The organism is Acidaminobacterium chupaoyuni (assembly GCF_047936785.1).
Lineage (GTDB): Bacteria > Bacillota > Clostridia > Oscillospirales > Butyricicoccaceae > Acidaminobacterium > Acidaminobacterium chupaoyuni.
Map to the genome: position 1 here is coordinate 1,840,010 of NZ_CP176394.1, position 23,154 is coordinate 1,863,163.

General features: G+C 51.5%; 24 protein-coding genes and 2 other annotated features (1 of these 26 running past the window's edge). Of the genes, 13 read left to right on the plus strand and 11 right to left on the minus strand.

Features of this window, described 5'->3' with window-relative positions; all coding sequences use genetic code 11:
• The first annotated feature begins 80 nt into the window (after positions 1-80).
• On the plus strand, positions 81-272 hold the full coding sequence (locus tag ACJA3I_RS08790) for a DUF378 domain-containing protein (RefSeq protein ID WP_458863841.1): 192 nt from the start codon (positions 81-83) through the stop codon (positions 270-272).
• Positions 273-450: 178 nt separating this feature from the next.
• On the opposite strand, the gene ACJA3I_RS08795 is transcribed toward ACJA3I_RS08790, so the two are convergent.
• The gene (locus tag ACJA3I_RS08795; protein ID WP_458862234.1) at positions 451-1,650 is read right to left on the minus strand and encodes an acetate/propionate family kinase; all 1,200 of its coding nucleotides are present in this window, start codon (positions 1,648-1,650) and stop codon (positions 451-453) included.
• Between the two features lie 115 nt (positions 1,651-1,765).
• Between ACJA3I_RS08795 and ACJA3I_RS08800 the strand changes: the two genes are divergently transcribed.
• The 5 genes from ACJA3I_RS08800 (at position 1,766) to ACJA3I_RS08820 (ending at position 5,734) form a co-directional block, all read left to right on the plus strand.
• Positions 1,766-2,977, plus strand: a complete 1,212-nt coding sequence (locus ACJA3I_RS08800; RefSeq protein ID WP_458862235.1) for a tRNA(Met) cytidine acetate ligase — start codon at positions 1,766-1,768, stop codon at positions 2,975-2,977.
• A 146-nt stretch (positions 2,978-3,123) separates the two neighbouring features.
• Complete coding sequence (rplU, locus tag ACJA3I_RS08805) at positions 3,124-3,435, plus strand: 50S ribosomal protein L21 (RefSeq protein ID WP_458862236.1); 312 nt, start codon at positions 3,124-3,126, stop codon at positions 3,433-3,435.
• A gap of 41 nt (positions 3,436-3,476) precedes the next feature.
• Entirely contained in the window at positions 3,477-3,737 is a 261-nt protein-coding gene (rpmA, locus tag ACJA3I_RS08810; protein WP_458862237.1) for a 50S ribosomal protein L27, read from the plus strand.
• A 223-nt stretch (positions 3,738-3,960) separates the two neighbouring features.
• Positions 3,961-5,232 carry a GTPase ObgE gene (obgE, locus tag ACJA3I_RS08815; RefSeq protein WP_458863842.1) on the plus strand — a complete coding sequence of 424 codons (1,272 nt, stop codon included), beginning with the start codon at positions 3,961-3,963 and terminating at the stop codon, positions 5,230-5,232.
• Positions 5,233-5,254: 22 nt separating this feature from the next.
• Positions 5,255-5,734, plus strand: a complete 480-nt coding sequence (locus tag ACJA3I_RS08820) for a GNAT family N-acetyltransferase (protein WP_458862238.1) — start codon at positions 5,255-5,257, stop codon at positions 5,732-5,734.
• Between the two features lie 322 nt (positions 5,735-6,056).
• On the opposite strand, the gene ACJA3I_RS08825 is transcribed toward ACJA3I_RS08820, so the two are convergent.
• From ACJA3I_RS08825 to ACJA3I_RS08835, 3 genes are all read right to left on the minus strand, one after another.
• Positions 6,057-7,295: a DUF1015 domain-containing protein gene (locus tag ACJA3I_RS08825; protein WP_458862239.1), complete on the minus strand. Its 1,239-nt coding sequence runs from the start codon at positions 7,293-7,295 to the stop codon at positions 6,057-6,059.
• Between the two features lie 14 nt (positions 7,296-7,309).
• Positions 7,310-8,224 carry a D-2-hydroxyacid dehydrogenase gene (locus tag ACJA3I_RS08830; RefSeq protein WP_458862240.1) on the minus strand — a complete coding sequence of 305 codons (915 nt, stop codon included), beginning with the start codon at positions 8,222-8,224 and terminating at the stop codon, positions 7,310-7,312.
• A gap of 93 nt (positions 8,225-8,317) precedes the next feature.
• On the minus strand, positions 8,318-9,394 hold the full coding sequence (locus tag ACJA3I_RS08835) for a pyridoxal-phosphate-dependent aminotransferase family protein (RefSeq protein ID WP_458862241.1): 1,077 nt from the start codon (positions 9,392-9,394) through the stop codon (positions 8,318-8,320).
• 512 nt (positions 9,395-9,906) lie between these two features.
• Between ACJA3I_RS08835 and ACJA3I_RS08840 the strand changes: the two genes are divergently transcribed.
• The 3 genes from ACJA3I_RS08840 to ACJA3I_RS08850 all read left to right on the plus strand — a co-directional run bounded on the left by ACJA3I_RS08840 (position 9,907) and on the right by ACJA3I_RS08850 (position 12,960).
• A complete protein-coding gene (locus tag ACJA3I_RS08840) occupies positions 9,907-10,839 on the plus strand; it encodes a PLP-dependent cysteine synthase family protein (RefSeq protein WP_458862242.1) in 933 nt (310 codons plus the stop codon).
• Positions 10,840-10,863: 24 nt separating this feature from the next.
• Positions 10,864-11,838 (plus strand): dipeptidase, encoded by a 975-nt coding sequence (locus tag ACJA3I_RS08845; protein ID WP_458862243.1) that lies wholly within the window; start codon positions 10,864-10,866, stop codon positions 11,836-11,838.
• A 162-nt stretch (positions 11,839-12,000) separates the two neighbouring features.
• Positions 12,001-12,960: a DMT family transporter gene (locus ACJA3I_RS08850; RefSeq protein ID WP_458862244.1), complete on the plus strand. Its 960-nt coding sequence runs from the start codon at positions 12,001-12,003 to the stop codon at positions 12,958-12,960.
• A gap of 75 nt (positions 12,961-13,035) precedes the next feature.
• Here the strand turns inward: ACJA3I_RS08850 and ACJA3I_RS08855 are convergent, their stop codons facing one another.
• Positions 13,036-13,278 carry a hypothetical protein gene (locus tag ACJA3I_RS08855; protein WP_458862245.1) on the minus strand — a complete coding sequence of 81 codons (243 nt, stop codon included), beginning with the start codon at positions 13,276-13,278 and terminating at the stop codon, positions 13,036-13,038.
• On the opposite strand from ACJA3I_RS08855, the gene ACJA3I_RS08860 reads away from it, so the two are divergent.
• Positions 13,277-13,828, plus strand: coding sequence for a hypothetical protein (locus tag ACJA3I_RS08860; RefSeq protein ID WP_458862246.1), 552 nt, complete (start codon positions 13,277-13,279; stop codon positions 13,826-13,828). The two genes, ACJA3I_RS08855 and ACJA3I_RS08860, sit on opposite strands and share 2 nt — an antisense overlap.
• A gap of 140 nt (positions 13,829-13,968) precedes the next feature.
• Here the strand turns inward: ACJA3I_RS08860 and rpsT are convergent, their stop codons facing one another.
• Complete coding sequence (gene rpsT, locus ACJA3I_RS08865) at positions 13,969-14,229, minus strand: 30S ribosomal protein S20 (RefSeq protein WP_458862247.1); 261 nt, start codon at positions 14,227-14,229, stop codon at positions 13,969-13,971.
• 146 nt (positions 14,230-14,375) lie between these two features.
• Here rpsT and gpr point away from each other — a divergent pair, with 146 nt between their 5' ends.
• The 3 genes from gpr (at position 14,376) to ACJA3I_RS08880 (ending at position 17,281) form a co-directional block, all read left to right on the plus strand.
• The gene (gene gpr, locus ACJA3I_RS08870; protein WP_458862248.1) at positions 14,376-15,269 is read left to right on the plus strand and encodes a GPR endopeptidase; all 894 of its coding nucleotides are present in this window, start codon (positions 14,376-14,378) and stop codon (positions 15,267-15,269) included.
• A 53-nt stretch (positions 15,270-15,322) separates the two neighbouring features.
• The gene (gene spoIIP / locus ACJA3I_RS08875; protein WP_458862249.1) at positions 15,323-16,399 is read left to right on the plus strand and encodes a stage II sporulation protein P; all 1,077 of its coding nucleotides are present in this window, start codon (positions 15,323-15,325) and stop codon (positions 16,397-16,399) included.
• Positions 16,400-16,458: 59 nt separating this feature from the next.
• Positions 16,459-16,715, plus strand: a binding site (T-box leader).
• An 86-nt stretch (positions 16,716-16,801) separates the two neighbouring features.
• On the plus strand, positions 16,802-17,281 hold the full coding sequence (locus tag ACJA3I_RS08880; RefSeq protein ID WP_458862250.1) for a hypothetical protein: 480 nt from the start codon (positions 16,802-16,804) through the stop codon (positions 17,279-17,281).
• Positions 17,282-17,318: 37 nt separating this feature from the next.
• Here ACJA3I_RS08880 and ACJA3I_RS08885 read toward each other — a convergent pair whose 3' ends face one another.
• The 5 genes from ACJA3I_RS08885 to ACJA3I_RS08905 all read right to left on the minus strand — a co-directional run bounded on the left by ACJA3I_RS08885 (position 17,319) and on the right by ACJA3I_RS08905 (position 22,982).
• On the minus strand, positions 17,319-18,038 hold the full coding sequence (locus ACJA3I_RS08885; RefSeq protein ID WP_458862251.1) for a SigB/SigF/SigG family RNA polymerase sigma factor: 720 nt from the start codon (positions 18,036-18,038) through the stop codon (positions 17,319-17,321).
• Positions 18,035-18,478: an anti-sigma F factor gene (gene spoIIAB / locus ACJA3I_RS08890; RefSeq protein ID WP_458862252.1), complete on the minus strand. Its 444-nt coding sequence runs from the start codon at positions 18,476-18,478 to the stop codon at positions 18,035-18,037. Before spoIIAB ends, ACJA3I_RS08885 begins: the two co-directional genes overlap by 4 nt.
• 11 nt (positions 18,479-18,489) lie before the next feature.
• On the minus strand, positions 18,490-18,792 hold the full coding sequence (locus ACJA3I_RS08895) for an anti-sigma factor antagonist (protein ID WP_458862253.1): 303 nt from the start codon (positions 18,790-18,792) through the stop codon (positions 18,490-18,492).
• A 159-nt stretch (positions 18,793-18,951) separates the two neighbouring features.
• Complete coding sequence (locus ACJA3I_RS08900; RefSeq protein WP_458862254.1) at positions 18,952-20,226, minus strand: bifunctional folylpolyglutamate synthase/dihydrofolate synthase; 1,275 nt, start codon at positions 20,224-20,226, stop codon at positions 18,952-18,954.
• Positions 20,227-20,351: 125 nt separating this feature from the next.
• A complete protein-coding gene (locus ACJA3I_RS08905; RefSeq protein WP_458862255.1) occupies positions 20,352-22,982 on the minus strand; it encodes a valine--tRNA ligase in 2,631 nt (876 codons plus the stop codon).
• A 70-nt stretch (positions 22,983-23,052) separates the two neighbouring features.
• Positions 23,053-23,154 (minus strand) — a binding site (T-box leader) (it continues 128 nt past the right edge of the window).

Consider the following 23,154-nt stretch of genomic DNA (forward strand, 5'->3'; position numbering starts at 1 on the left):
AACCGGCAAAGATACTTCCGAAAGAATTTCTGCGTTCCATCTATTACTATTTCTTGCTATCAGGAGGATGAAAAATGAAAATCTTTGATAAGATTGCCTTGATTCTTACCATCATCGGCGCAATCAACTGGGGAAGCATCGGCATTTTCGGTTTTGATCTGGTCGCGTTTCTCTTCGGCAGCGGCAGCATATTGAGCCGAATCGTTTTCACACTGGTGGGGCTGGCGGGGCTGTGGTGCATTTCCCTGCTTTTCCGCGACGATCCCGTTTAAAAAGCTTTGCCGCCCGTTTGCTTCCTTTGAGATCTCTTTGTTTTCGATCGAAGCAGCTTGCGCAGATTCCAGAGAAAATCGCGGTTTTCCCCGATTTCAAGCCCAATGCGGCCCCGCCGCTCTTTTCTCTATCCAAAAAATGCCGCCTTTTTAAGGCGGCATTTTTTATCTTGAATTCTTAGTTCTTGCCGGTCAGTTCCACGGTATCTCTTGCGATCATCAGCTCTTCGTTGGTGGGCAGCACCCATGCTTCCACCTTGGAATCAGCCGCCTGGAAATGAGCTTCTTTTCTGGAAGCGTTTGCGCAGGCTTCTGCATCGATCTTCAGGCCCAGATATTCCATATCAGAGCAGATCTTTGCGCGCATCTCGGCATCGTTTTCACCGATGCCGCCGGTGAAGATCACCGCATCAACGCCGCCCATGGCCGCCGCATAGCCGCCGATGAACTTTTTGATCTGATAAACGAACATATCCAGCGCCAGCTGAGCGCGCTTGTTGCCCTGTTCGGCAGCTGCGTTCAAATCGCGGCAGTCACTGGAAACACCGGAAATGCCCAGGAAGCCGGATTTTTTGTTCATCATGTCGCTCATCTGATCGGGGGTCATGTTTTCTTTCTTCGCGATGAAAGTTACAACAGAAGGATCGATGCCGCCGCAGCGTGTGCCCATGATGAAACCATCCAGAGGCGTGAAGCCCATGGAGGTATCCAGCACTTTGCCGTCTTGGATAGCAGCCAGAGAGCTGCCGTTGCCCAGATGGCAGTTGATGATCTTTTTACCTTCCAGGCTGCCCTTCATTTCGCCATAACGGTGAGCGATATAGCGGTGGCTGGTGCCGTGGAAGCCATAACGGCGGATGGAATATTTTTCATAATATTCATAAGGAACACCAAACATATAGGCCTTTGCAGGCATTGTCTGATGGAAAGAAGTATCAAACACAGCAACCATGGGGGTATCTTTGCCAAACACTTCCTGGCAAGCCTTCATAGCGATGGCCTGAGGGGGGTTGTGGAGGGGGCCCAGATCGCGGAAAGACATGATATCATCGATGACTTTATCTGTTACCACGGTGGAAACTTTATAAACTTCGCTGCCGTGGAGCACGCGATGGCCGATGGCGGCAATTTCGCTCATGCTGTTGATGACTTTGCCTTCGCCTTCGCTCATAACTTTGACCAGTTCCATAAAGGCTTCTTTATGGGTGGGGAAAGAAACATCATATTCGACCTTTACGCCATCAGCTGTTTTGTGGCTGATTCTGCCGTCTACGCCGATTCTTTCGCACAGGCCCTTTGCCAATACATGTTCGTTGGACATATCCATCAGCTGATATTTCAGCGAGGAGCTGCCCGCATTGATAACCAATACTTTCATTTTCCTAACTCCTTATGATTGTAAAAAATTGAATTTCATAGTAAAATGAATTGAATAACATTAATATTCTACACTATTTTCTATGAAAGTACAACCTTAAAAACGGAGATTTACTATGAGAGTTTGCGGCATTGTGGCGGAATATAACCCTTTTCATAACGGCCATGCCTGGCAGATCGCGGAAATCCGCCGCCGTATGGGCGAAGATTGCCCCATTGTCTGCTGCATGTCGGGGAATTTCGTGCAGCGTGGGGAAGCCGCCATAATCGACAAATTTTCAAGGGCGGAAATGGCCGTTCGCGGCGGAGCTGATCTGGTGATCGAGCTTCCTTCCCCCTATTCCCTTTCTTCAGCCGAAGCGTTTGCCGAAAACGCGGTGATGCTTTTGGAAAACGCGGGCTGCACCGATCTTTTTTTCGGTAGTGAATGCGGCGATACCGCCGCGCTGGAAGAGATCGCCGCCGTTTTGCTGGAACATGAAACCGTGGCCGCTACCCTGGCCCATCTTGAAAGCGGCATTTCTTATGCCGCCGCCAGAGAACGGGCGCTTTATGCGCGCATCCGCGAAAAAGCAGCTTTGATCCAAAGCCCCAACAACATTTTGGGCGTGGAATATTGCAAAGCGCTTCTCAAACGAAAAAGCGCCATGCGCCCCCACGCGCTGCCCCGCCGCGGCCCCGAGCATGATGCGGCTCTGCCTGATGATTCCTTTTGTTCGGCTTCTGCCCTGCGCGCTCTGTTCCTAAAAGAAGGCTGCGGTGATGCGCTTGGCGCATATCTGCCCCAGAGTTCTCTTGATATTCTGCGCAGAGAGCATTCTAACGGGCGCGCGCCCGTTTCTCTGGATGCCCACCCGCGCATGGTGCTTTCTGCTTTGCGCCGGTTATCACGCGAAGAACTGGGCCTGCTTCCCGGCGCTTCAGAAGGGCTGGAACACCGGCTTTATCAGGCGCTGCGCGAAAACAACCGCCTTTCCGATGCGGCGGCCGCCGCGAAAACAAAGCGCTATGCTTATTCCCGCATACGCCGCATGATGGTCTGCGCTTTTCTGGGCATCACCGCCGAAGAAGTCTGCCGGGCGCCCGTCTATCTGCGCGTTTTGGCCTTCGGCCATCGCGGCCGCCCTCTTTTGAAAGCGATCTCAACAAACGAGCACGCCTTGCCCCTTTTGGTGAAACCCGCCCATTGCCGTCTGCTTTCGCCCAATGCCGAAGATGCTTTTCGGCGGGAATCCGAGCGCACCGATCTTTATCAGATGCTGATCCCCGCCTATGAAACCGTTTTTCCCGGCTCAGAATACCGTCAAACGCCTTTTTATTTGAAATAAGGGTTTTTATTTGTTATTTTCATGCAATTTTATTGACAAGCATGTTCTTGAATGATATAATAGCGAAGCCGCATTGAATGGGCTTTCAAGTGAGCAGATCTCCGCCCACGAGAGCGAGACTCTAAAAAGAAGAGAGGTGCAACCGCATGTACGCTATTATCGTAGCCGGCGGGAAACAGTACAAGGTCGCAGAAGGCGACACCATTTATGTAGAAAAGATGGATATCGCCGATGGTGAATCCGTGAAATTCGACAATGTTCTCGTTGTTGAAAAAGACGGAAATGTCACAGTTGGCGCTCCCACCGTTGAAGGTGCCAGTGTTTCCGGCAAGGTCGTCAAAACTGGTAAGGCAAAGAAAATCATGGTCTTCAAGTATAAATCCAAGAAGAACTACAGACGCCGCCAGGGTCACAGACAACCCTTTACAAAAGTTACCATCGAAAAAATCGAAGCGTAACACAATCTTCACTGTTATTTGAAATCGGAGGTGTAAACACAATGGCACATAAAAAAGGTGTTGGCTCTACAAAAAACGGCCGCGATTCCGAGTCTAAGCGTCTCGGCGTGAAGCGTGGTGACGGGCAGTTCGTTCTGGCCGGCAACATTCTTGTCAGACAGCGCGGCACAAAGATCCATCCGGGCCTGAATGTTGGCATCGGCAGCGACGATACATTGTTCGCTTTGGCTGATGGCAAAGTCAAGTTTGAAAGACTGGGCCGTGATCGCAAGAAGGTTTCGATCGTCGAAATCGCTCAGTAATCACAGAAAAGGTGCATCCCGGGCAGCTCTCTGCTCGGGATGCTTTTTCATTTGAAGCCATGTATTTGCCGTGTTTGGCGGCAGATACTGTCATAGAAACTTCGCGGCGCAGATTTTTGCGCCGGATAAAAAGCGGCGGGTTTCCCCCGCCCATCATTCCTCGATTGTACGCATCCGCTATGGAAGAGTCCCGCCGTGAAAAGCGGGCAGAATGTGTGAAAAAATGTTTGTAGATATTGCAAAAATTACGATTCACGCCGGCAAAGGCGGGGATGGCGCAGTTGCCTTCCACCGCGAAAAATATGTCGCCGCAGGCGGCCCCGACGGCGGCGATGGCGGCAAGGGCGGCAACATTGTGTTTGTTCCCGATGACAACATGGCCACCCTGCTGGATTTTCGCATGAAGCGAAAATATATCGCCCAACATGGCGAACCCGGCGGCACAAAGCGCTGCAGCGGCAAAGATGCCCCCGATATCGTCATCAAAGTTCCCCGCGGCACTTTGATCCGCGATGCGGAAAGCGGCGCGCTGCTGCACGATATGTCGGAAGACGAGCCTTTTATCGCCGCGCAGGGCGGCAAAGGCGGCTGGGGCAATTCTCATTTTGCCACCCCCACCCGCCAGGCGCCCCGTTTTGCCAAACCCGGGTTTCCCGGCGAAGAACGCACGGTGATTTTGGAATTGAAGCTCATCGCCGATGTGGGTCTGATCGGCTTCCCCAATGTGGGCAAATCCACCCTTCTTTCGGTGGTTTCAAAAGCCCGCCCAAAAATCGCCAATTACCATTTCACCACCCTTGTTCCCAATTTGGGCGTCGTTTATATCGGCGAGGGTGAAAGCTTTGTGGCCGCCGATATCCCCGGCATTATTGAAGGCGCTGCCGAAGGCGCGGGGCTGGGCCACGCGTTCCTCCGCCATATCGAGCGGTGCCGCCTGCTGATGCATCTGGTGGATGTTTCCGGTTCGGAAGGCCGCGACCCTGTGGCCGATTTAGAAGCGATCAACAGTGAACTTCAAAATTACAGCGCGGAATTATCTAAACGCCCGCAAATCATTGTGGCTAACAAAATCGATATTCTTCCCGAAGGCAGCGATAACGCGCAGCGCTTGCGCGCCCGCGCCGAAGAACTTGGCCTTCGCTATTTTGAAATTTCTGCCGCTGCCCAGCTGGGCGTTCGCGAGCTGATGTTCGCTGTTTGGGAAGAGCTGAAAAAACTGCCCCCTGTGGCGATTTATGAACCCGATATCATCGAACCCGCCGCCGATGAAGAAGCTGCCGCGTTTGATATCACGGTGGAAGACGGCGTTTATTTCGTGACCGGCCCGCAAATCGAGCGCATTTTCAATTCTGTTAACTTCGGTGACTATGAATCAAGAATGTATTTCGAGCGCGCTTTGCGCAAATCGGGCGTTTTCGATCAGCTGGAAGCCCTTGGCATTCAAGAAGGCGATACTGTTGATGTCTGCGGTTATGAATTTGAATATGTTTATTAATATTGGATAGCGAGGGTGCTTTATGGATGGGATTCGCGCCGCCATTTTGCAGGATCATCAAGCGATCCACGAGATTTTTTGCCAGATCCATGCGCTTCACGCGCAGGCCCGCCCCGATATTTATCGGGCATCAGCCGATCCGCTCCCCTTTTCTCAATGGCAGGAGATGCTTTCTTCCGCAGATGATTTTCTCTGGGTTTTTGAAAAAAATCAAGAAATCGCGGGGGTTTGCTGGGCACAGCTGCGGGATATCCCCGCCGCCCCCCTCACCTGCGCGCGGCGGCTTCTCAGAATAGAGGCTTTGGGCGTTGGCGAACCATACCGCCACCAAAAAATCGCCACACAGCTTTGGCAGGCTGCTTTAGAACAAGCCCGCCTGCTTCAGGTGCAAAGCGTAGAACTTCAGGTTTGGAACTTCAACAGACCCGCCATGGAATTTTATCAGCGGCTGGGAATGGTTCCGCGCGCTGAGCTGATGGAATTTCCCCTCTCCCTTCAATAGAATGAACGATGATCAAAGCGGCCATCCCAAAGGAACGATGCTCCGCGAGAACGATCTGTATGAAACAACAGATCGTTCTTGCAGACGCAGTTTCGGCAGATGGCCGCTTTTTTATTTGCTTTTTCCTATGATGCAGCAAGCCTGATATGCCGCGCAGTTTTCGATTTTATTGGGCAGCTTCATCATCTGCCAAGCCTCAAATGGCAGATTTATCTTTAAGAGTTTTGCCTTGGCGGCAAACAAAAGCCCAATCGAAAGCCATCTGGGCGCAAAAAACGGGCAGCAGCCTGATCGGCCGCTGCCCGTAATGATAAATCGAGGTTTAGAGCTGGTGAACGAACAGGCCGCTCAGCAGTTTGGGTTCAAACCATGTGGATTTCGGGGGCATGATCTTGCCTGCATCCGCAATATCGATCAGATCATCGATAGAAGTCGGGAACATGGCAAATGCCACCTTCATGCCGTTGTTGACGCGTCTTTCCAGTTCGCCCAAGCCACGGATGCCGCCGATGAAATCGATGCGGTTATCTGTTCTGGGGTCTTTGATGCCCAGCATAGGATCGAGCACATTCTTTTGCAGAATGGAAACATCCAGGCGGTCAACAGGGTCATTGGCGTCATAAATATCATCATGAGCATCCAGCACATACCATTTTTTGTTCATATACATGCCATACTGATGCTTCTGAACAGGTCTATACTGGCCTTCGCCGGCATATTCTTTCACTTCAAACATAGTGGCCAGCTTCTTCATGAATTCGTCATCGCTCATGCCGTTAAGGTCTTTCACGACGCGGTTATAATCCATGATATACAGCTGATCGTCGGGGAAGAACACGGAAAGGAAGAAGTTGAATTCTTCATCACCGGTATAGCCGGGGTTCTGTTCGCGGCGCATTTTGCCAACGCGCACAGCGGAAGCGCTGCGGTGATGGCCGTCGGCGATATACAGATATTTTGTGGCGGCGAATTCTTCGCTGATGGTCTTGATGCAATCGGGGCAAGTGATGACCCAGACAGTATTCTGAACGCCATCGGCTGTGAAATCATAAACCGGCGCGCCTTCCATTGTTTTGGCAACAATGTCATTGATGGCGCTGCGGGATTTATAGGTCAGGAAGATGGGGCCTGTGTTGGCATTGCAGAAATCAACATGGTTGATGCGATCCTGCTCTTTATCGGCTCTGGTCAGCTCATGCTTCTTGATGATATTGTTCATATAATCATCGATGGAAGCGCAGCCGACAATGCCGATCTGGGCGCGGCCGTTCATCACCTGCTTGTAAACATAGAAGCAGGGCTTTTCATCCTGAATGAAAACGCCGTCTTTGATCATCTGGTTCAGATTATCGCGGGCTTTTTCATAAACGACTCTGTCATAATGATCGACGGAAGGATCCAGATCGATTTCAGCCTTGTCAACATGCAGGAAGGAATAAGGATTCCCCACCACCATTTCGCGGGCTTCATCGCTGTTCATAACATCATAGGGCAAAGCGGCAACTTTCGAAGCCAGTTCGCTTGTGGGTCTGATCGCCTTAAAAGGTCTTACAACTGCCATTAGCGTTCCCTCTCTTATTTATTGAAGAAGTTTTCGATGATTTCAACGATTTCAGCGCCGATTCTGCCCTGTGCTTCTTTGGTGGAACCGCCGATATGCGGTGTCATCGAAATTTTGGGGCAATTCATTACGCGCTGGTTATCCAGAGGTTCTTTCTTGAACACATCCAGAGTTGCGCCGGCCAGCTTGTCGTTTTCCAGAGCGTCAACCAGAGCGTCTTCATCGATCAGGCCGCCGCGGGCTGTGTTGAGGATATAAGCCGTGGGCTTCATCATGGCCAGATGTTCCGCTGTGATCACAGGAGAACCGTCGGGCGATGCAGGGATATGCAGAGAAACAAAATCAGCGTTCTTCAGAACTTCTTCTTTTGTCATGCAGGTATATTCAGCGGGCAGGCCCTTGATTTCGAAGATATCGGTATAGATGACCTTCATGCCGATCGCCGCTGCGCGTTTTGCCAGAGCCTGCGAAATGCGGCCCATGCCAACCAGACCCAGGGTCTTGCCGGCCAGTTCAACGCCTTCATACTTTTTCTTTTCCCATTTGCCCTGGCGCATGGTGACATTGGCAATGCTGATATAACGAGCCATTGCGAACATATGGCCCAGAGCCAGTTCTGCAACGGAATCGGAGGATGCTTTGGGGGTGTTGGTGACTTTGATGCCTTTGCTTTCGGCATATTTCACATCGATGTTATCAACGCCCACGCCGCCGCGGATGACCAGCTTCAATCTGCCGGCCGCAACAGCGGCATCGATGATGGGTTCACGCACTTTTGTTGCAGAGCGAACAACCAGAACATCATAGTTGGCCAGCTCTTTTTTCAGATCTTCGGGTTCATAGAACTGTTCAACAACTTCATATCCCTTGGCGCGCAGGTCGGCCGCAGCCGCTTTATTCATACCGTCAGAAGCAAGTACACGAATCATGACTGTAATCTCCCTTAAAAGTTATATTTTATGCCACAAGTGGCGAAAAGCCATGCTGTTCGCCACTTGTGTTGCAACAATAAAAATTATGGATTAAAGGCCCAGGATCTCTTCGATCGCGGAAGTGATCATCTTCATGTCATCCATGGTCATATCGGCCATGTGAGAGATGCGGAAGGTTTTTTCCTTCAGATCGCCGTAGCCGTTAGAGAGTTCCATGCCGCGTTCAGCCAGCTTCTTGTTCAGATCGGCAACGCTGATGCCTCTTGTGTTTTTGATGGTGGTCAGTGTGGGGCTCAGATATCTCTTATCAGAGAAGATTTCGAAATATTTTTCAGCCCATGCGCGGATATACTCGGCCATTTCCAGATGGCGGGCATAACGCTTTTCCAGACCTTCTGTTTCCAGCATATAGGTCAGCTCTTCATCCAGAGCCCACATATGGGACAGAGAAGGTGTGGAGGGATACTGATATTTGTCGTCTTTCACGACTTTGTCATAGATTTCAACAATATCCAGATACAGGCCGCGGTTGGGAACAGTCTTTGCGCGGTTGTAAGCTTTTTCGGATACGGAAGCTACGGACATTCCCGGAGGGCAGCCGAGGCACTTCTGTGTGGAAGTAATGCAGAAGTCGATGCCCAGCTCGTCAACAGGAATATAGGTGCCGCCCATGGAAGAAACGGTATCGACGCAGAAAACAACATCGGGATACTTCTTCACCACTTCAGCGATTTCTTTGATGGGGTTCATGATGCCGACGGAAGTTTCGTTATGTGTGATCGTCACAACATCATATTTGCCGGTCGCCAGCGCTGCATCCACATCTTTAGGATCGGTTGCATGGCCGTCTTCCGCGCGGAATTTATCAGCGGGAACGCCGTTTGCGGTAGCCATCTTATACCATCTGTCGCCGAAAGCGCCGATGGAGAAAACGGCAGCGCGCTTCGCTGTGCAGCATTTGATGGCGCTTTCCATCAGGCCGGAACCGGAAGTTGTGGAAAGAACGATTGTGTTGTTGGTATAGAACACCTTCTGCAGATTCTGGCAAACGCGCTTGCCCAGTTCTGTGGCAGCCTTGCCACGGTGGGAGATCATAGGGGTGGACATTTTCGCCAGCACTTCGGGACGAACGTCCACAGGGCCGGGGATAAAGAGCTTCTTGTGCATATTTATTCCTCCTGCATTAAAATAATCTTCAATAAGATCCCGCAAAAGCGGTAATTTTGTAAGAACGCAACAAAAAATTGAAGCTTATGAAAACTCCAATCTCAGGGCAGATTCTTTACTATAGCTATTGTAACATCGTTGACAGTATTAAACAACATCTATTTCTCATTTTCTACATTTTGAATAAAATTGTTCCCTCAGCACCCTGTTTTGATTCGAAATTTGCTCATATAGGCTTATTTTCTGAATTTATAACTCATTTTATCCATCCACCCTTTTTTGCATTCAAATTTCGTGAATTTCATAACAATTTTGAAATTTCGCGTTTATTCTTCCCTTCCGGTTTTTCTGGTTTTGCTAATTCCATTTTGTGTTTTCGGTGATATTTTACAAGCAAATTGTACAAATCGATTTTTTCATCTCTTTCAATTTTAACCGCTTTTGGGGCTTTTCTTCCGCCCTTGCCTTTGCTTTGCCTTTATAGTAAAATGAATGCAAGGAGGCGATGTCACATGGAGATTTTTGATAACATCACCCAGCTTGCCTGTCATACGCCCCTGCTGCGTTTAAACAAGCTCAGCCAGCGCTATGGCTGCAAAACGCTCCTGCTTGCAAAATTAGAAAGCTGGAACCCTTCCGGCAGCGTGAAAGACCGCTCCGTGCTGTTCATGCTCAAACAGGCCATGCAGGAAGGCAAACTTCCGCCCGGCGGCACGGTGATCGATGCGGGCGGCGGCAACGCCGCGGTTTCGCTGGCCATGACCTGCGCCGCGCTGAGCCTGAAGGCCATCATCGTCGTGCCCGATTCCATCGAAAAAGAATTTCAGGTTTTGCTGCGCACCTATGGCGCAAAGGTGGTCACCGTTCCCGCCAAAGAAGGAATGGCAGGCGCCACGGCCATGGCGGAAAAACTTTACGCGGAACAGGAAAACGCCTTCATCCCCCATCAGTTCGAAAACGACGCCGCCTGCGAGGCCCATCGTGTAGCGACCGGCCCCGAAATCTTAGAAGCGCTGCCGCAGGTGGATTATTTTATCGCCGGCGTGGGCACAGGCGCCACTTTAACGGGATGCGGCGAATTTCTGAAAAGCCGCTGCATGGATTGCCGTGTGATCGCGGTGGAACCTTATGATTCCCCCGTTCTTTCCGGCGGGTTTCCTTCCCCTCATTCCCTTCGCGGGCTGGGGGCCGGGTTTGTCCCCGATATTCTCAACACACAGCTGATCGACGAGATCATTCAGGTGAGAACCCCCGATGCCGTTGAACTGGCCGGTGAACTTTGCCGAACAGAAGGGCTTCTTTGCGGGCTTTCCAGCGGGGCTGCGCTGGCCGCCGCGGTGAGCATCGCAAGCCGCCCCGAAGCGCAGGGCAAAAATCTCGTGGTGATCCTGCCCGATGCCGGCGAGCGTTATTTATATGCGGATGCTTCTTCCAACTCGAAATAAAACAAATGAAAGGTTCTGGAACTTATGGAAATGAAAATCATCGATATGCACTGCGACACAATGGGCGAACGCATCGCCCGCAGCAACGGCGCCATCGGCCTTGCCAAAAACGACGGACATATCGACATTGAAAAAATGCAGAAAGGCGGCGCGCTTGCCCAATTCTTCGCCATTTTTATCCCCACCCATAAAGAAGCTGAACAAAGCGGGATCAAAGAGACCCCCTATGAATATTTCAACCTCGTTTATGATGCCTATCTGCGCGAAATGAACGCCAATCAGGCGGCCATCGCCCCCGCCCGCAATTATGAAGAATTGATGCGCAACAAAGAAAACGGCAAAATTTCTTCCATCCTCACCATTGAAGACGGCGTTCCCGTAGAAGGCAAAATGGAGCGGCTGCATGAGTTTTATGATAAAGGCGTGCGCCTGATCTCTTTCACCTGGAACTATGAAAACAGCCTTGGTTTCCCCAATTCGAAAGACCCCGCCAAAATGGCCCTGGGGCTGAAGCCCTTCGGCATCGAAGCTGTTGCCGAAATGAACCGTCTGGGCATGCTGATCGATGTTTCCCATCTTTCAGACGGCGGCTTTTGGGATGTGGTGAAACACAGTGAAAAACCGTTTGTAGCCTCTCATTCCTGCTGCCGCGCCCTTTGCGGCCACACCCGCAACCTGACCGATGAAATGCTGAAAGCCCTGGGCGAAAAAGGCGGCTGCGTGGGCATCAACTTCGCTTCCCAGTTCCTCAATGAAAACGCGCATTATACCGATATCGATTCTGTGATGCGCCACATGGTGCATATCCGCGATAAAGCGGGCATCGACGCGCTGGGCTGGGGTTCCGATTTTGACGGCATCTCCAGCGAGCTGGAATTCAAAGATTATGCCGGCATGCCTTTGCTGGTGGAAGCTTTGGGCAAATATTTCACGCCTGCCGAAATCGATAAGATCTGCAACGGCAATATGCTGCGCGTGATCCGCGAAACTTTAAAATAATCCGTGATGACGGAAGCCGCTTTTCTTTTAAGAAAGGCGGCTTTTTTCTTTTTCATCAAATTTCGCCCGAATAAAATAATTCTTGAATTCAAGCTTTCGGTTCGCTATACTGAATCCATGTTTGTTAAAACCCTAAATCATTTTCGAAAGGAACGAATGAGCTTGAATCATAAAAGAACCGCGCTGGCGGCCATCTTCACCTCCAGCGTTTTGTTTGGTTTCAGTTTTCTTTTTTCAAAAATGGCGCTGGAGGTGGTTTCGCCTTTTGCGATGCTTTCCATGCGTTTTCTCACGGCCTTTCTCTGCATGACGCTTTTGATCCTTTTCCGCGTGGTGCGGCTGCATCTGCAGGGCCGCAGCTTTTTGCCCCTGCTGTTTCTGGGGCTTCTTCAGCCGATCCTCTATTTCATTTTTGAAAGCTATGGAATCCGTTTGACCAATTCTTCTTTTTCCGGCGTGATCATCGCCCTTTGCCCCGTTTCGGCCATGCTGCTGGGCAATGTGTTTTTGAAAGAACGCCCCACCTGGAAACAGGCGCTGTTCATGGGGCTTTCGCTATTGGGCGTCATTCTCATCTCGATGGGCGGCACAGGCGATGGGGCCGTTACCGTTCTGGGGTTTTTGCTGCTGATCGGCGCGGTGCTGGCCGGTTCCGGCTTTACGCTTCTTTCCCGAAAGTTTTCGCAAAATTTCACGGCTTTTGACCGCACCTATGTGATGTTCGCTCTGGCCACGGTGTTCTTTATCACCGCCGCCTGGATCGAAAACGGCAGCAACTATCTGCCGATGCTGGTTCGCGCCTGGAAAACCCCATCGTTTGCCCTTTCCATCGCTTATCTTTCGGTGGCTTCTTCGGTGGTGGCCTTCCTGCTGATCAATTATGCCCTCACCTATCTCAGCGTAACGATCACCTCGTCTTTTACCAACCTCACCACGCTGGTGGCGGTGGCGGCAGGCGTTCTGATTTTAAAAGAGCCGTTTTCGCTTTCTCAGTTTTTCGCCACTCTGCTGATCGTGGTGGGGGTTTACGGCGTGAATGTCACCGGCGCCGAAACCGCCCCCGAAATCAAAACGCCTGCGGAAATGATGGCGGAACAAGAAGAAAGCGACCTTTCAAAATAGAGGCTTTCCCCTGCCTGCCGGTCGATTTCATGCCCGCCGCTTTCTAAGACAGCAAAGCTTTTTTCGCTGTTTGTTTCAGAAGGCGGCGCTTTTTACTTTTCCTGCCGTGCCGCATCGATAGAGCATATCGGGTCGATCCTGCAAATCCGTTCTGCCGTTTTTTCTTGCTTTTATTTGTGAAAAAACTGTAAATTTCTGCTTTTTTCGCTGTTTTCCAGAATTACTCTGGCATTTTTCTTTTGTTTCTTGTATAATATAATACAATGTATTTTTTAGAATGGCGGTGTTTATTATTTCATCCTTTTGGTTAAGCGGCATGGTAGCCTGCTGGGGCGTGGCGATCGCCGAAGTGATCCACATGGGCTATTTGTTTGTGCGCGGTAACGAAGTGAATGTTATCGGTTTTGGTTTTGAAATTCTTGTTTTCGTGGTGGCCGGTGCTTATTGCTACACCAAGCGTGCCAAAGAAAAAGAAGAAGCGGAACGCGCGGGCCCTCTTTATACCGAAGAGCAAAAACAGCAGATGAAAAAAGAAAAAGCAACAAAAAAGCGGGAACCCATCAAGATCTGCAAGCCCGCGGCGCCTTATCTTTATGCGGCGATTTTCTTATATGTTGTTTTTCTTGTTTTGGCCGTTTTTGTCTTTCTGGCCTTCAGCTGGTGGATCTTGCTTTCGGTCTTCTGCGTGGCCGGCATCAGCGGCTGGTGCGTGTGGAAATATATGAAGGTTAAAGACCGCATTTATTTTGAAGCGGAAAAAGAGCGGGAATTGCAGCGAAAGAAAAAAGCGGCGCGCGCCGCTGCCCTGCGCCGCCAGCAAGAAAGCGAAAAACAGCAGAATAAGAAAACCGATTCTTCAGACAAATAAAAAAACGCTTGGAAGGTCTCCCTTCCAAGCGTTTTTTCTGCCTCCGCGCAGCGATGGTGGCAAATTTAAATTCTTGCAAACAGCAAAAAAGAGTCTGCGAAATTCGCAGACTCTTCATCTCAATGTTGTGATAAACGGGCTTATTTTACAGCAGCATTGACTTTTTTGGCCATCGCGCTCTTGTTTCTGGCAACAGTATTCTTATGCAGAATACCCTTGGCAACAGCCTTGTCCAGACAGATCACTGTGGCTTTATAAGCTTCCTGAATGCCGTCGCCGGATTCCACAGCAGCGTTGAACTTCTTCAGCTGTGTCTTCAGAGCAGTTTTCGCTGCACGGTTGTTTTGGCTCTTTGTCTCTGTAACCAGCACACGCTTTTTGGCGGATTTGATGTTAGGCAAAATTACGACCTCCTTACCTCAGATATTCATAGCAGAGATTATTCTACCATCAAACTGCAATAATTGCAAGGGTTTCTATTATCTTTTTTGGATATTTGTTGGTTTCTCGCAAAAAATAAGTAAAAAAGCAAAAGGAACTTTCTACAATGATGACAAAACGAACTGATTTGGCCACAGAATCTCGTGAGCTGTTTCACGAACAATACCGCAAAGAACCCGACGGCGTAGATCTGGAACAAACGCAGGAAAACGGCATCGCCCTCACCCGCATCCATGTTCGAAACGAAACGGGCGCAAAAGCGCTTGATAAGCCCGTTGGCACTTATATCACGGCTGAACTGCGCGAACATTGGGAACGCGACGACGGCGACCTCACCGCCGCCGCAGAACTTTTGGGGCATGAACTCGCTTCCCTTTTGCCTGAAAAGCCGGAAAATGTGCTGGTGGTGGGTCTGGGCAACCGCCATATCACAGCCGATTCTTTAGGCCCCCTTGCCACAGAAAAAGTGATCGTCACGCGCCATTTAAAGCAGCAGATGCCCGAAGCGTTTGAAGGGTTTTCCAATATTTCCGCCATTTCACCCGGCGTTTTGGGGCTGACGGGCATGGAAACCGGCGAAATCGTTCAGGGCGTGTGTGAAAAAACGCATCCTTCCGCCATCATCGCCATCGACGCCCTTGCCTCGCGCAAGGTTTCGCGCCTTTGCCGCACGATCCAGCTGGCCGACACCGGCATCACCCCCGGCAGCGGCATCGCGGGCGGGCGTTCCGCCTTAGACCGCGAGCATCTTCAGGTTCCCGTGATCGCCATTGGGGTTCCCACCGTGGTGGATGCCTACACGCTGGCGGCCGATCTTTGCGAGCAATCGGGCACTGTGCTGCACGCCGAAAATTGTCTGCCGGGCGATTGCACCATGGTCGTCACCCCGAAAGATATCGATCTTCTGATGCGCAAAAGCGCCAAAGTCATCGGCTATGCCATCAATATCGCGCTGCACGGCGGCCTTTCCATCCCCGAAATGGAGGAACTTTTGGCATAAATTCGGCATTTTCCTCATAGAGTTTAACCAATGCTATCGCGGAGGAATTTACTATGAGGAAAAAAAGGAACCGTAAAAAGCCACCCCTGCTGCGCCGTATGCGGCTGCCGCTTTTTTTGCTGCTGCTTTCTTGCACGGCGGTGGCCCATTTTTCGCCGAATTTGCCGTCGCTGGGTCATTCTCTCGCTCCCGCGCCTTCCGAGATCCCCATTGCGCCCTATGATGCCGCAGCCGAGGATCTTTCAGAGCATGACACGCTTTCTCACGAAGAACTGCCCGCCGGCGCGGAAATTTCAGAAGCCGTTTTGCCCGAAGGCGCCCCAAAGGCCGCCGCTTCGCCCGCCCTGCCCATTTCCGCCATCACCATTGACGGCACCAGCGGCGGATATGAAGGCGCAGGCACGGTATATATCAAAAACGATACGGATTATGCCGTGGATATCCCGGCCATGCTGCAGCAGAAAACCGCCATCGCTTATTCCGCTTCGGAACCCGCCGTGCTGATCGTTCACACCCACGCCACCGAAGCCTATACCCCCGACAGCGCCAATTCTTATGTGACATCCGACACGAACCGCACCACCGACACCAACTATAATGTCGTTCGCGTGGGCACGGAAATCGAAAAAATTCTCAATGCCAACGGCATCAAAACGCTTCATGCCGCCGATCTGAACGATTACCCTTCTTACAACGGCGCCTACAGCAGAACGCTCAATGTGATTTCGCAATATATGAAAAAATATCCTTCCATCAAATTTGTGATCGATGTTCACCGCGACGCGATGGTGACCGCAAGCGGCAAAAAATATAAGACGGTGGCCCAGATCAACGGCCGCCAAACGGCGCAGCTGATGCTTGTGGCGGGCACAGACGCCGGCGGGCTGACCCACGATCGCTGGCGCGAAAACCTGGCCTGGATGACAAAGCTGCAAAGCGCCATGAACAAAAAATACCCCGGCATCATGCGCCCCATCAACATCCGCGCGGCAAGATTCAACGAACATGTCACCACCGGCAGCATTTTGCTGGAGGTGGGCACAAGCGGCAACACGCTGGATGAAGCCATTTATTCCGCCCAGCTGTTCGCCCAAACGCTTTCAGAACAGATCGCGCCCTTAAAGAAATAGGGCTTTTGGGTTGACAGGCGTTTTTCACCGCGCTATAATAAGCCTATCGTTTATAAAGCAAAACAGCGTTGATTGGGAAAAGTAATGTGGCAGAAACGCGCAGAGAGCTGTTGGTTGGTGTAAAACAGCCGTTGACCCACCATGAAAATCACCCTTGAGCTGTCCGGTGAAAGAAATTTCGATTAACCGCGACCGGTTAACAACCGTTATCCTGTTCCGCATTGAAGGTTGCTTTTTTAAGGAACCGAGATGATCGAGAGGCCGTTTTGTACGGCAAAAAGAGTGGTACCGCAGAGCATTCAGCTTTGTCTCTTCATTGAGACAAAGCTTTTTTTATTTTTCGGCGGTTTCGCATCAAACGGGTGTTTTGCTGAACATTTCAAAATTTTATGAGGTGACATCATGAACACAACCGTTTTTTCCGCCCGTTCCGCCCAAGATTTCCTCGCGCTGCTTCAAGATCACGGCTCTTGCGCCGCCTTTCTTTGCGACCAGCCTTCTCTGGCTTATTGTCAAAGGAACCGTCTGGCTCAAAAATATCCCGCTTTGCCCCAGACGATCCTTCTGCCCTTCCGCGGCAGCCTTACTTTGGAAGAAGCCGACCGCTGCACTTTAAAAGCGCAGGCCGCCTCCATCCATTTTGTTCTGGCCGCCGGCAGCCGCGAAGTCTGCAATCTGGGGCGCATTGTGGCGGAATGGCTCGATCTGCCGCTGTTTTTGATGCCATCCGAACCCTATGACCCCCAAACCCCTTCTGCACCGGTTTATGATGAGTATGGCGCTTTTTCGGAAACCTATGAATTTGAAGATACCCCGGTTGCCGTGATGACCGATTTTTTTCCTTATGAAACTTTTTGCCGCGCGGCCGGCGGTTGCTGCTGACCGGCCTTGACGGCAGCAAAAAGCAGCCCGGAGAACTTTATTCTCTGAGCTGCTTTCTTATTTTATCAAAGGCTCGGTGTTCCAGGCGCGAAACCTGCACTTGCGATATTTTTAAAATTTCGGCCGTTTGCTGCTGGGTGAGATCTCTGAAATAGCGCAGCGAGATCACGGCCTTTTCTTTTTCGGGCAGTGTGGAAAGCGCTTTTTTCACCGCCAGCCGTTCCACCAGCTTTTCTTCTTCATCTTCGCCCGCGCAAAGATCCATCAGGCTCGGCCCGTCTTCCCCTATCGAAGCATCCAGCGACATGGCGGCCTGCGTGGCCGTTTCACCCGCGGCGATCTCTTCGGGCGTCAGGCCCGTTTCTGCGGCGATCTCGGAAAGATAGGGTTCTCTGCCCAGGAGCGCCGAAAGCCTGGCGCGCGCGGCATTGACCTTGGTTTGGTTTTCTTTGTGGGTGCGGCTGACTTTGATGATTCCGTCATCCCGCAAAAAGCGTCGGATCTCGCCCGCGATCTTGGGCACGGCATATGTAGAAAACTGCGTTTCAAACTGGCTGTCAAACCCCTGCACCGCTTTTAAAAAGCCGATGCACCCCAATTGATAAAGGTCATCGCTTTCTACCCCGCGGCCAAAATAGCGGCGCACGATGCTCCAGATCAGGGGGCTGTTTTCTTCCACCAGCTGCTGCATCGCCTGCGACTGCCCCTGCTGGGCCCTGGCGATCAGCTCGCTGCGCTGCTCTGCGGCGGCTGTCATTGGCGTTTCCCGGTTCTCACCGCCAGCTGCTTGCGCATTTTCACGGTGGTGCCTCCGCTTCCCGAGCGCACCGTCAGGCCATCCATAAAGCTTTCCATAATGGTGAAGCCCATGCCGCTGCGTTCGCTTCCGCCGGTGGTGAACATAGGGGTCCTTGCCTTTTCCACATCCGCAATGCCGCACCCTTTATCACGGATCACGATTTCGACGGTATTGGGCTGGAACACCTTTACCGATAAAGTGATCTCGCCCACATTTTCGGGGTAGGCATGAACAATGCAGTTGGTCACCGCTTCGGAAACCGCGGTTTTCATATCATTCAGTTCTTCCAGCGTCGGATCCATCTGCGCGATAAAGGCGGCCGCGGCGGCGCGGGCAAACCCTTCGTTAACAGAACGGCTGTCAAATTTCACCGTCATGCTGTTGATCGGTCGTTTCATTCTAATTCCTCCTATCGAAAGGTGACGATCTTCGGGATGCCCGCGGCCTGAAACACTTTCATGGCCTGTTTGGAAACCCCCTGCACCGTCAGCGTTCCGCCATATTCTTTTGCTTTTTTCATGCTTTGTATCACCACCGCGATGCCTGAGCTATCCATAAATGTGACCTGAGAAAAATCCAGCAGCACCGCGCGCGGCAAAACGGCTTCGATCTCTTCGCCGATTTTTTGCAGCGCCGTCAATGCCTCGTGATGCCCCAGATCGCCTTGCAGCGTAATATGCAGTTGTGAGCCTTCCTGCTGCGTTATCTTCATTTGGTTCACCCTTTTCTAAAATAAAAATCCCATGCAGGAAAGAAGCCTTGTCCGCTTTCTTTTCTGCATGGGATCATTGTATCAAAACCGCCGCATCATATTTTGCCGCAGATTGACGAATTTGCCAAAATAGGAATTTATTCTTTTTGATATTGCCGCTTATTCCAAAAACCCGCGCTTGGCATCGCCGATCATATATAGCGAGCCGCAGGCCAGCACCACATCGCCCGGCTGCGCCATCTTTTTTGCCATTTGCGCGGCCATTTTCGGCGAATCCACCGCGCGCACATCGGCGCAATGGCGGGCGGCGATCAGCGCGGCATCCTGCGCGGGAAGCCCTCTGGGCGTATCAGGTGTAACGGTGATCATTTTCGCGGCGCGTTTGGCCACCTGAGAGATGCCGTATTCATAGCTTTTATCCGCCAGCATGCCCATCACAACGATCAGATTGCGGCCTTCATAAAAGTGATCGATATTGGCGCAGAGGTTATCGATGCCATCCGGGTTGTGCGCGCCGTCGATCACGCAGAGCGGCGATTTGCAAACGCGCTCCATACGCCCGCCGAAGCTCGCCTTCGCCAGCCCCCGACGGATCTTCTCCTGTTCCAGAGGCCAGCCGTTTTTCCTGAGTTCTTCACAGATGGAAAGCACCGTAAGCATATTATAGATCTGGTGTTTTCCCAAAAGGCCGATGTCGTATTCTTCGCCGCGGTAGCGGATCCTGGAGCCTTCGCCATCGCAGGAAAGGATCTCAAGCTGAGAAAGATCGCCCACATTGGCGATGATATCCTGCTCGCGGCAAGTCTGCAAAATCACTTCCAGCGCTTCTTTGGGCTCGTTGGGATAAACGGCCACGCGGCTTCCTTTTTTAATGATGCCGCATTTTTCGCCCGCGATCTTGGCCAGAGTGTCGCCCAGCAGCTCGGTGTGATCGAACGAAATCGAGCAGATGGCCGCCACATCAGGGGCATCGATGGCGTTGGTGGCGTCATAGCGGCCGCCAAGCCCCACTTCAAAACAAACGATATCGCATTTTTCACGGGCGAAATAATCCAGCGCGATGGCGGTATCGATCTCGAACTGGGTGATATCGAAATTGCGCGAGCGCATATCGTTGATAAGCGGAATGACTTTTTCCACCTGTGCCGTCAGCACTTCTTTGGAGATCATTTCACCGTTGATCTGAATTCTCTCGCGAAAATCTTCGACAAACGGCGAAATGAAAATGCCCGTTTTATAGCCGTGAGCCTGCATGACCGAAGCCGCCGCCATGACAGTGCTCCCTTTTCCGTTGGTTCCGGCAACATGGATAAATTTCAGCTGTTTCTGAGGGTCGCCCAAAAGGCGCAGCAGCTCTACAATGCGGTATACGCCAAGCCTTGTTCCCAGTTTGGGTGTTGCGTGGATATAAGCTACCGCTTCGTCATAGGTCATGGTAATGCCTCCTTCGCCCCCTTGGGGGCTTTTGCCGCGGGGCGGCGGTGATGCCGCCCCGTTTCTGCCATGCGTGCGCGGCCAAAAGGTCTGAAAACGCTTTGGCCCGCTCTTTTTGCTTCGGCTTACATATTGGCTAAATTTTCGCTGAGCTTCGTGATGAGCTCGCGGGCTTTTTCTGCTTTTTCGCGTTCGGCGGCCACAACGGCTTCAGGCGCTTTGGCCACAAAGCTTTCGTTATGCAGCTTGCCTTCGATGCGCGCCAGATTTTCTTCGGCTTTTTCTTTTTCTTTCAGCAGACGCTCTTTCTCTTTTTCCATATCCACCAGTTCATTGAGGGGGATATACACCGTGGCGGCTTCTGTGACCACAGAAACCATCCCGTTGAGCGATTGCTCGGCATCTGCTTTGGTCACATGCGAAGCATAGGCCAAACGCATGAGCAGCGGTTCCGCTTCCATAAACATCTGCGCCTTGTCGCCGGCAAAGATCAGCTGCGCCTTTTTGGAAGGCGGAACATTCATTTCGGCACGGCGATTGCGAATGGCGCGGATGGTATCCATGATCTGTTCCATTTTGTTTTCTTCTTCGGAAAAATCAAGTTCTTCACGAACCACCGGCCAGGCAGAAACCATGATCGATTCGCCTTCATGGGGCAGGGCCTGCCAGATGGTTTCGGTGATGAACGGCATGAACGGATGCAGAAGCTTCATGGTTTCGCTCAACACATAGCAAAGCACATTCTGCGCCGTTTCATTGGGTTTTTTATCTTCTTTGTTTTGCAGGCGGGGCTTGGTCAGTTCGATATACCAATCGCAGAAAACATCCCAGATAAAATCATAAAGCTTTTGAACGGCAATGCCCAATTCGAATTTATCGATATTGGCCGTGACTTCGCCCACCAGATGGTTGAATTTCGACAGGATCCAGCGGTCTTCCAGCTGCAGATCTTCGGCCTTGGGCAGCGTGGCGTGATCGATGGTCAGATTCATCTGCACGAAACGGGAAGCGTTCCAGATCTTGTTGGCAAAATTGCGGCTGGCTTCCACACGCTCGGTGGAAAAGCGCATATCGTTTCCGGGGCTGTTGCCCGTTGCCAGCGTAAAGCGCAGCGCATCGGCGCCATATTGATCGATGATCTCCAGCGGATCGATGCCGTTACCCAGCGATTTCGACATTTTTCTGCCCTGCGCATCGCGCACGAGGCCATGGATATAAACGGTATCGAAGGGTTTTTCGCCCATATGCTCCATGCCCGAGAAAATCATGCGCGCCACCCAGAAGAAGATGATATCATACCCTGTGACAAGGGTGGAAGTGGGATAGAAATATTCCAGTTCCTTGGTTTTTTCGGGCCAGCCCAGTGTGGAAAACGGCCACAGCGCCGAAGAGAACCAGGTATCCAGCACATCTTCTTCCTGCCGGATATGCTTGCCGCCGCATTTGGGGCAAACCGTGACATCTTCTTTGGAAACGATCATTTCGCCGCAATCATCGCAATAGAATGCGGGGATGCGGTGGCCCCACCACAGCTGGCGGGAAATGCACCAGTCATGCACATTTTCCATCCAATGGGTATAGGTCTTGCTGAAGCGATCGGGCACAAACTTCACTTCGCCGTCTTTCACAACGCGAATGGCTTCTGCGGCCAGAGGTTCCATTTTCACGAACCACTGGGCCGAGGTGATGGGTTCCACCGTGGTGCCGCAGCGATAGCAGGTGCCCACATTATGGTCGTGATCTTCGATCTTTACAATGCGGCCTTCCGCTTCCAGATCGGCAAGCACCGCTTTGCGGCATTCATAACGATCCATCCCCTGATATTTGCCGCCGTTTTCATTGACCTTGGCATCTTCATCGAAAACCAGGATCTGTTCCAGATTGTGGCGCTGGCCCATTTCAAAATCGTTGGGGTCGTGGCAGGGGGTGGTTTTCACACAGCCCGTGCCAAATTCCAGATCGACATAATCATCGGCAAAAATGGGGATCTCGCGGCCGATGATCGGCAGAATCGCCGTTTTGCCCACTAGATGCGCATAGCGCTTATCTTTGGGGTTCACCGCGATGCCGCTGTCGCCCATGAAGGTTTCGGGGCGCGTGGTGGCGATGACCATGCTTTCATCGCTGTCTTTGATGTCATAACGGATATACCACAGCTTGCCCGGCTGGTTTTCATATTCCACTTCGGCATCGGAAAGCGCTGTGCGGCAATGGGGGCACCAGTTGATGATGCGGTTGCCTTTATAGATCAGGCCCTTGTTATATAAATTGACGAACACCTCGCGCACGGCTTTTGAGCAGCCCTCATCCATGGTGAAACGCTCTCTGCGCCAGTCGCAGGAAGAGCCCAGGGTTTTCAGCTGTTCGATGATGCGGTTGCCGAATTTGGCTTTCCATTCCCAAACGCGCTTTAAGAATTCTTCGCGGCCCAGGTCATAGCGGGTCAGCCCCTCTTCTTTGCGCAAAGCTTCTTCCACCTTGATCTGGGTGGCAATGCCGGCGTGATCTGTGCCCGGCAGCCATAAGGCCGCATAGCCCTGCATTCTTTTTGTACGGATCAGAATATCCTGAAGCGTTTCATCAAAAGCATGGCCCATATGCAGCTGCCCCGTGACATTTGGCGGGGGAATGACGATCGTATACGGTTTTTTGTTTTCATCCACTTCGGCGTTAAAATAGCCGCCATCCTGCCAGAACTGATACAGCTTTTTTTCCGTCGATTTCGGGTCATAAACCTTTGGCAGTTCTTTTTCCATTGTTCTTTCTCCTTTTCGTTTTTTTCGGCGGCAAAAGCCCTGAATGATAAAAAAAGCCCCGCCCCGAATTTTACGGGACGAAGCATATCCTACTCCGCGGTACCACCCATATTTGCGCATAACGCGCACGCTCAAGCGCAAAAACGCTTTCACCCTTAACGCGGGAACACGG

Bases quoted from the DNA above. Each gene is read 5' to 3' on its own strand.
- ACJA3I_RS08795 (WP_458862234.1), bottom strand. From the start codon at position 1,650: ATGAAAGTATTGGTTATCAATGCGGGCAGCTCCTCGCTGAAATATCAG.
- ACJA3I_RS08800 (WP_458862235.1), top strand. From the start codon at position 1,766: ATGAGAGTTTGCGGCATTGTGGCGGAATATAACCCTTTTCATAACGGC.
- rplU (WP_458862236.1), top strand. From the start codon at position 3,124: ATGTACGCTATTATCGTAGCCGGCGGGAAACAGTACAAGGTCGCAGAA.
- rpmA (WP_458862237.1), top strand. From the start codon at position 3,477: ATGGCACATAAAAAAGGTGTTGGCTCTACAAAAAACGGCCGCGATTCC.
- obgE (WP_458863842.1), top strand. From the start codon at position 3,961: ATGTTTGTAGATATTGCAAAAATTACGATTCACGCCGGCAAAGGCGGG.
- ACJA3I_RS08820 (WP_458862238.1), top strand. From the start codon at position 5,255: ATGGATGGGATTCGCGCCGCCATTTTGCAGGATCATCAAGCGATCCAC.
- ACJA3I_RS08825 (WP_458862239.1), bottom strand. From the start codon at position 7,295: ATGGCAGTTGTAAGACCTTTTAAGGCGATCAGACCCACAAGCGAACTG.
- ACJA3I_RS08830 (WP_458862240.1), bottom strand. From the start codon at position 8,224: ATGATTCGTGTACTTGCTTCTGACGGTATGAATAAAGCGGCTGCGGCC.
- ACJA3I_RS08835 (WP_458862241.1), bottom strand. From the start codon at position 9,394: ATGCACAAGAAGCTCTTTATCCCCGGCCCTGTGGACGTTCGTCCCGAA.
- ACJA3I_RS08840 (WP_458862242.1), top strand. From the start codon at position 9,907: ATGGAGATTTTTGATAACATCACCCAGCTTGCCTGTCATACGCCCCTG.
- ACJA3I_RS08845 (WP_458862243.1), top strand. From the start codon at position 10,864: ATGGAAATGAAAATCATCGATATGCACTGCGACACAATGGGCGAACGC.
- ACJA3I_RS08860 (WP_458862246.1), top strand. From the start codon at position 13,277: ATGGTAGCCTGCTGGGGCGTGGCGATCGCCGAAGTGATCCACATGGGC.
- ACJA3I_RS08855 (WP_458862245.1), bottom strand. From the start codon at position 13,278: ATGCCGCTTAACCAAAAGGATGAAATAATAAACACCGCCATTCTAAAA.
- gpr (WP_458862248.1), top strand. From the start codon at position 14,376: ATGATGACAAAACGAACTGATTTGGCCACAGAATCTCGTGAGCTGTTT.
- spoIIP (WP_458862249.1), top strand. From the start codon at position 15,323: ATGAGGAAAAAAAGGAACCGTAAAAAGCCACCCCTGCTGCGCCGTATG.
- ACJA3I_RS08880 (WP_458862250.1), top strand. From the start codon at position 16,802: ATGAACACAACCGTTTTTTCCGCCCGTTCCGCCCAAGATTTCCTCGCG.
- ACJA3I_RS08885 (WP_458862251.1), bottom strand. From the start codon at position 18,038: ATGACAGCCGCCGCAGAGCAGCGCAGCGAGCTGATCGCCAGGGCCCAG.
- spoIIAB (WP_458862252.1), bottom strand. From the start codon at position 18,478: ATGAAACGACCGATCAACAGCATGACGGTGAAATTTGACAGCCGTTCT.
- ACJA3I_RS08895 (WP_458862253.1), bottom strand. From the start codon at position 18,792: ATGAAGATAACGCAGCAGGAAGGCTCACAACTGCATATTACGCTGCAA.
- ACJA3I_RS08900 (WP_458862254.1), bottom strand. From the start codon at position 20,226: ATGACCTATGACGAAGCGGTAGCTTATATCCACGCAACACCCAAACTG.
- ACJA3I_RS08905 (WP_458862255.1), bottom strand. From the start codon at position 22,982: ATGGAAAAAGAACTGCCAAAGGTTTATGACCCGAAATCGACGGAAAAA.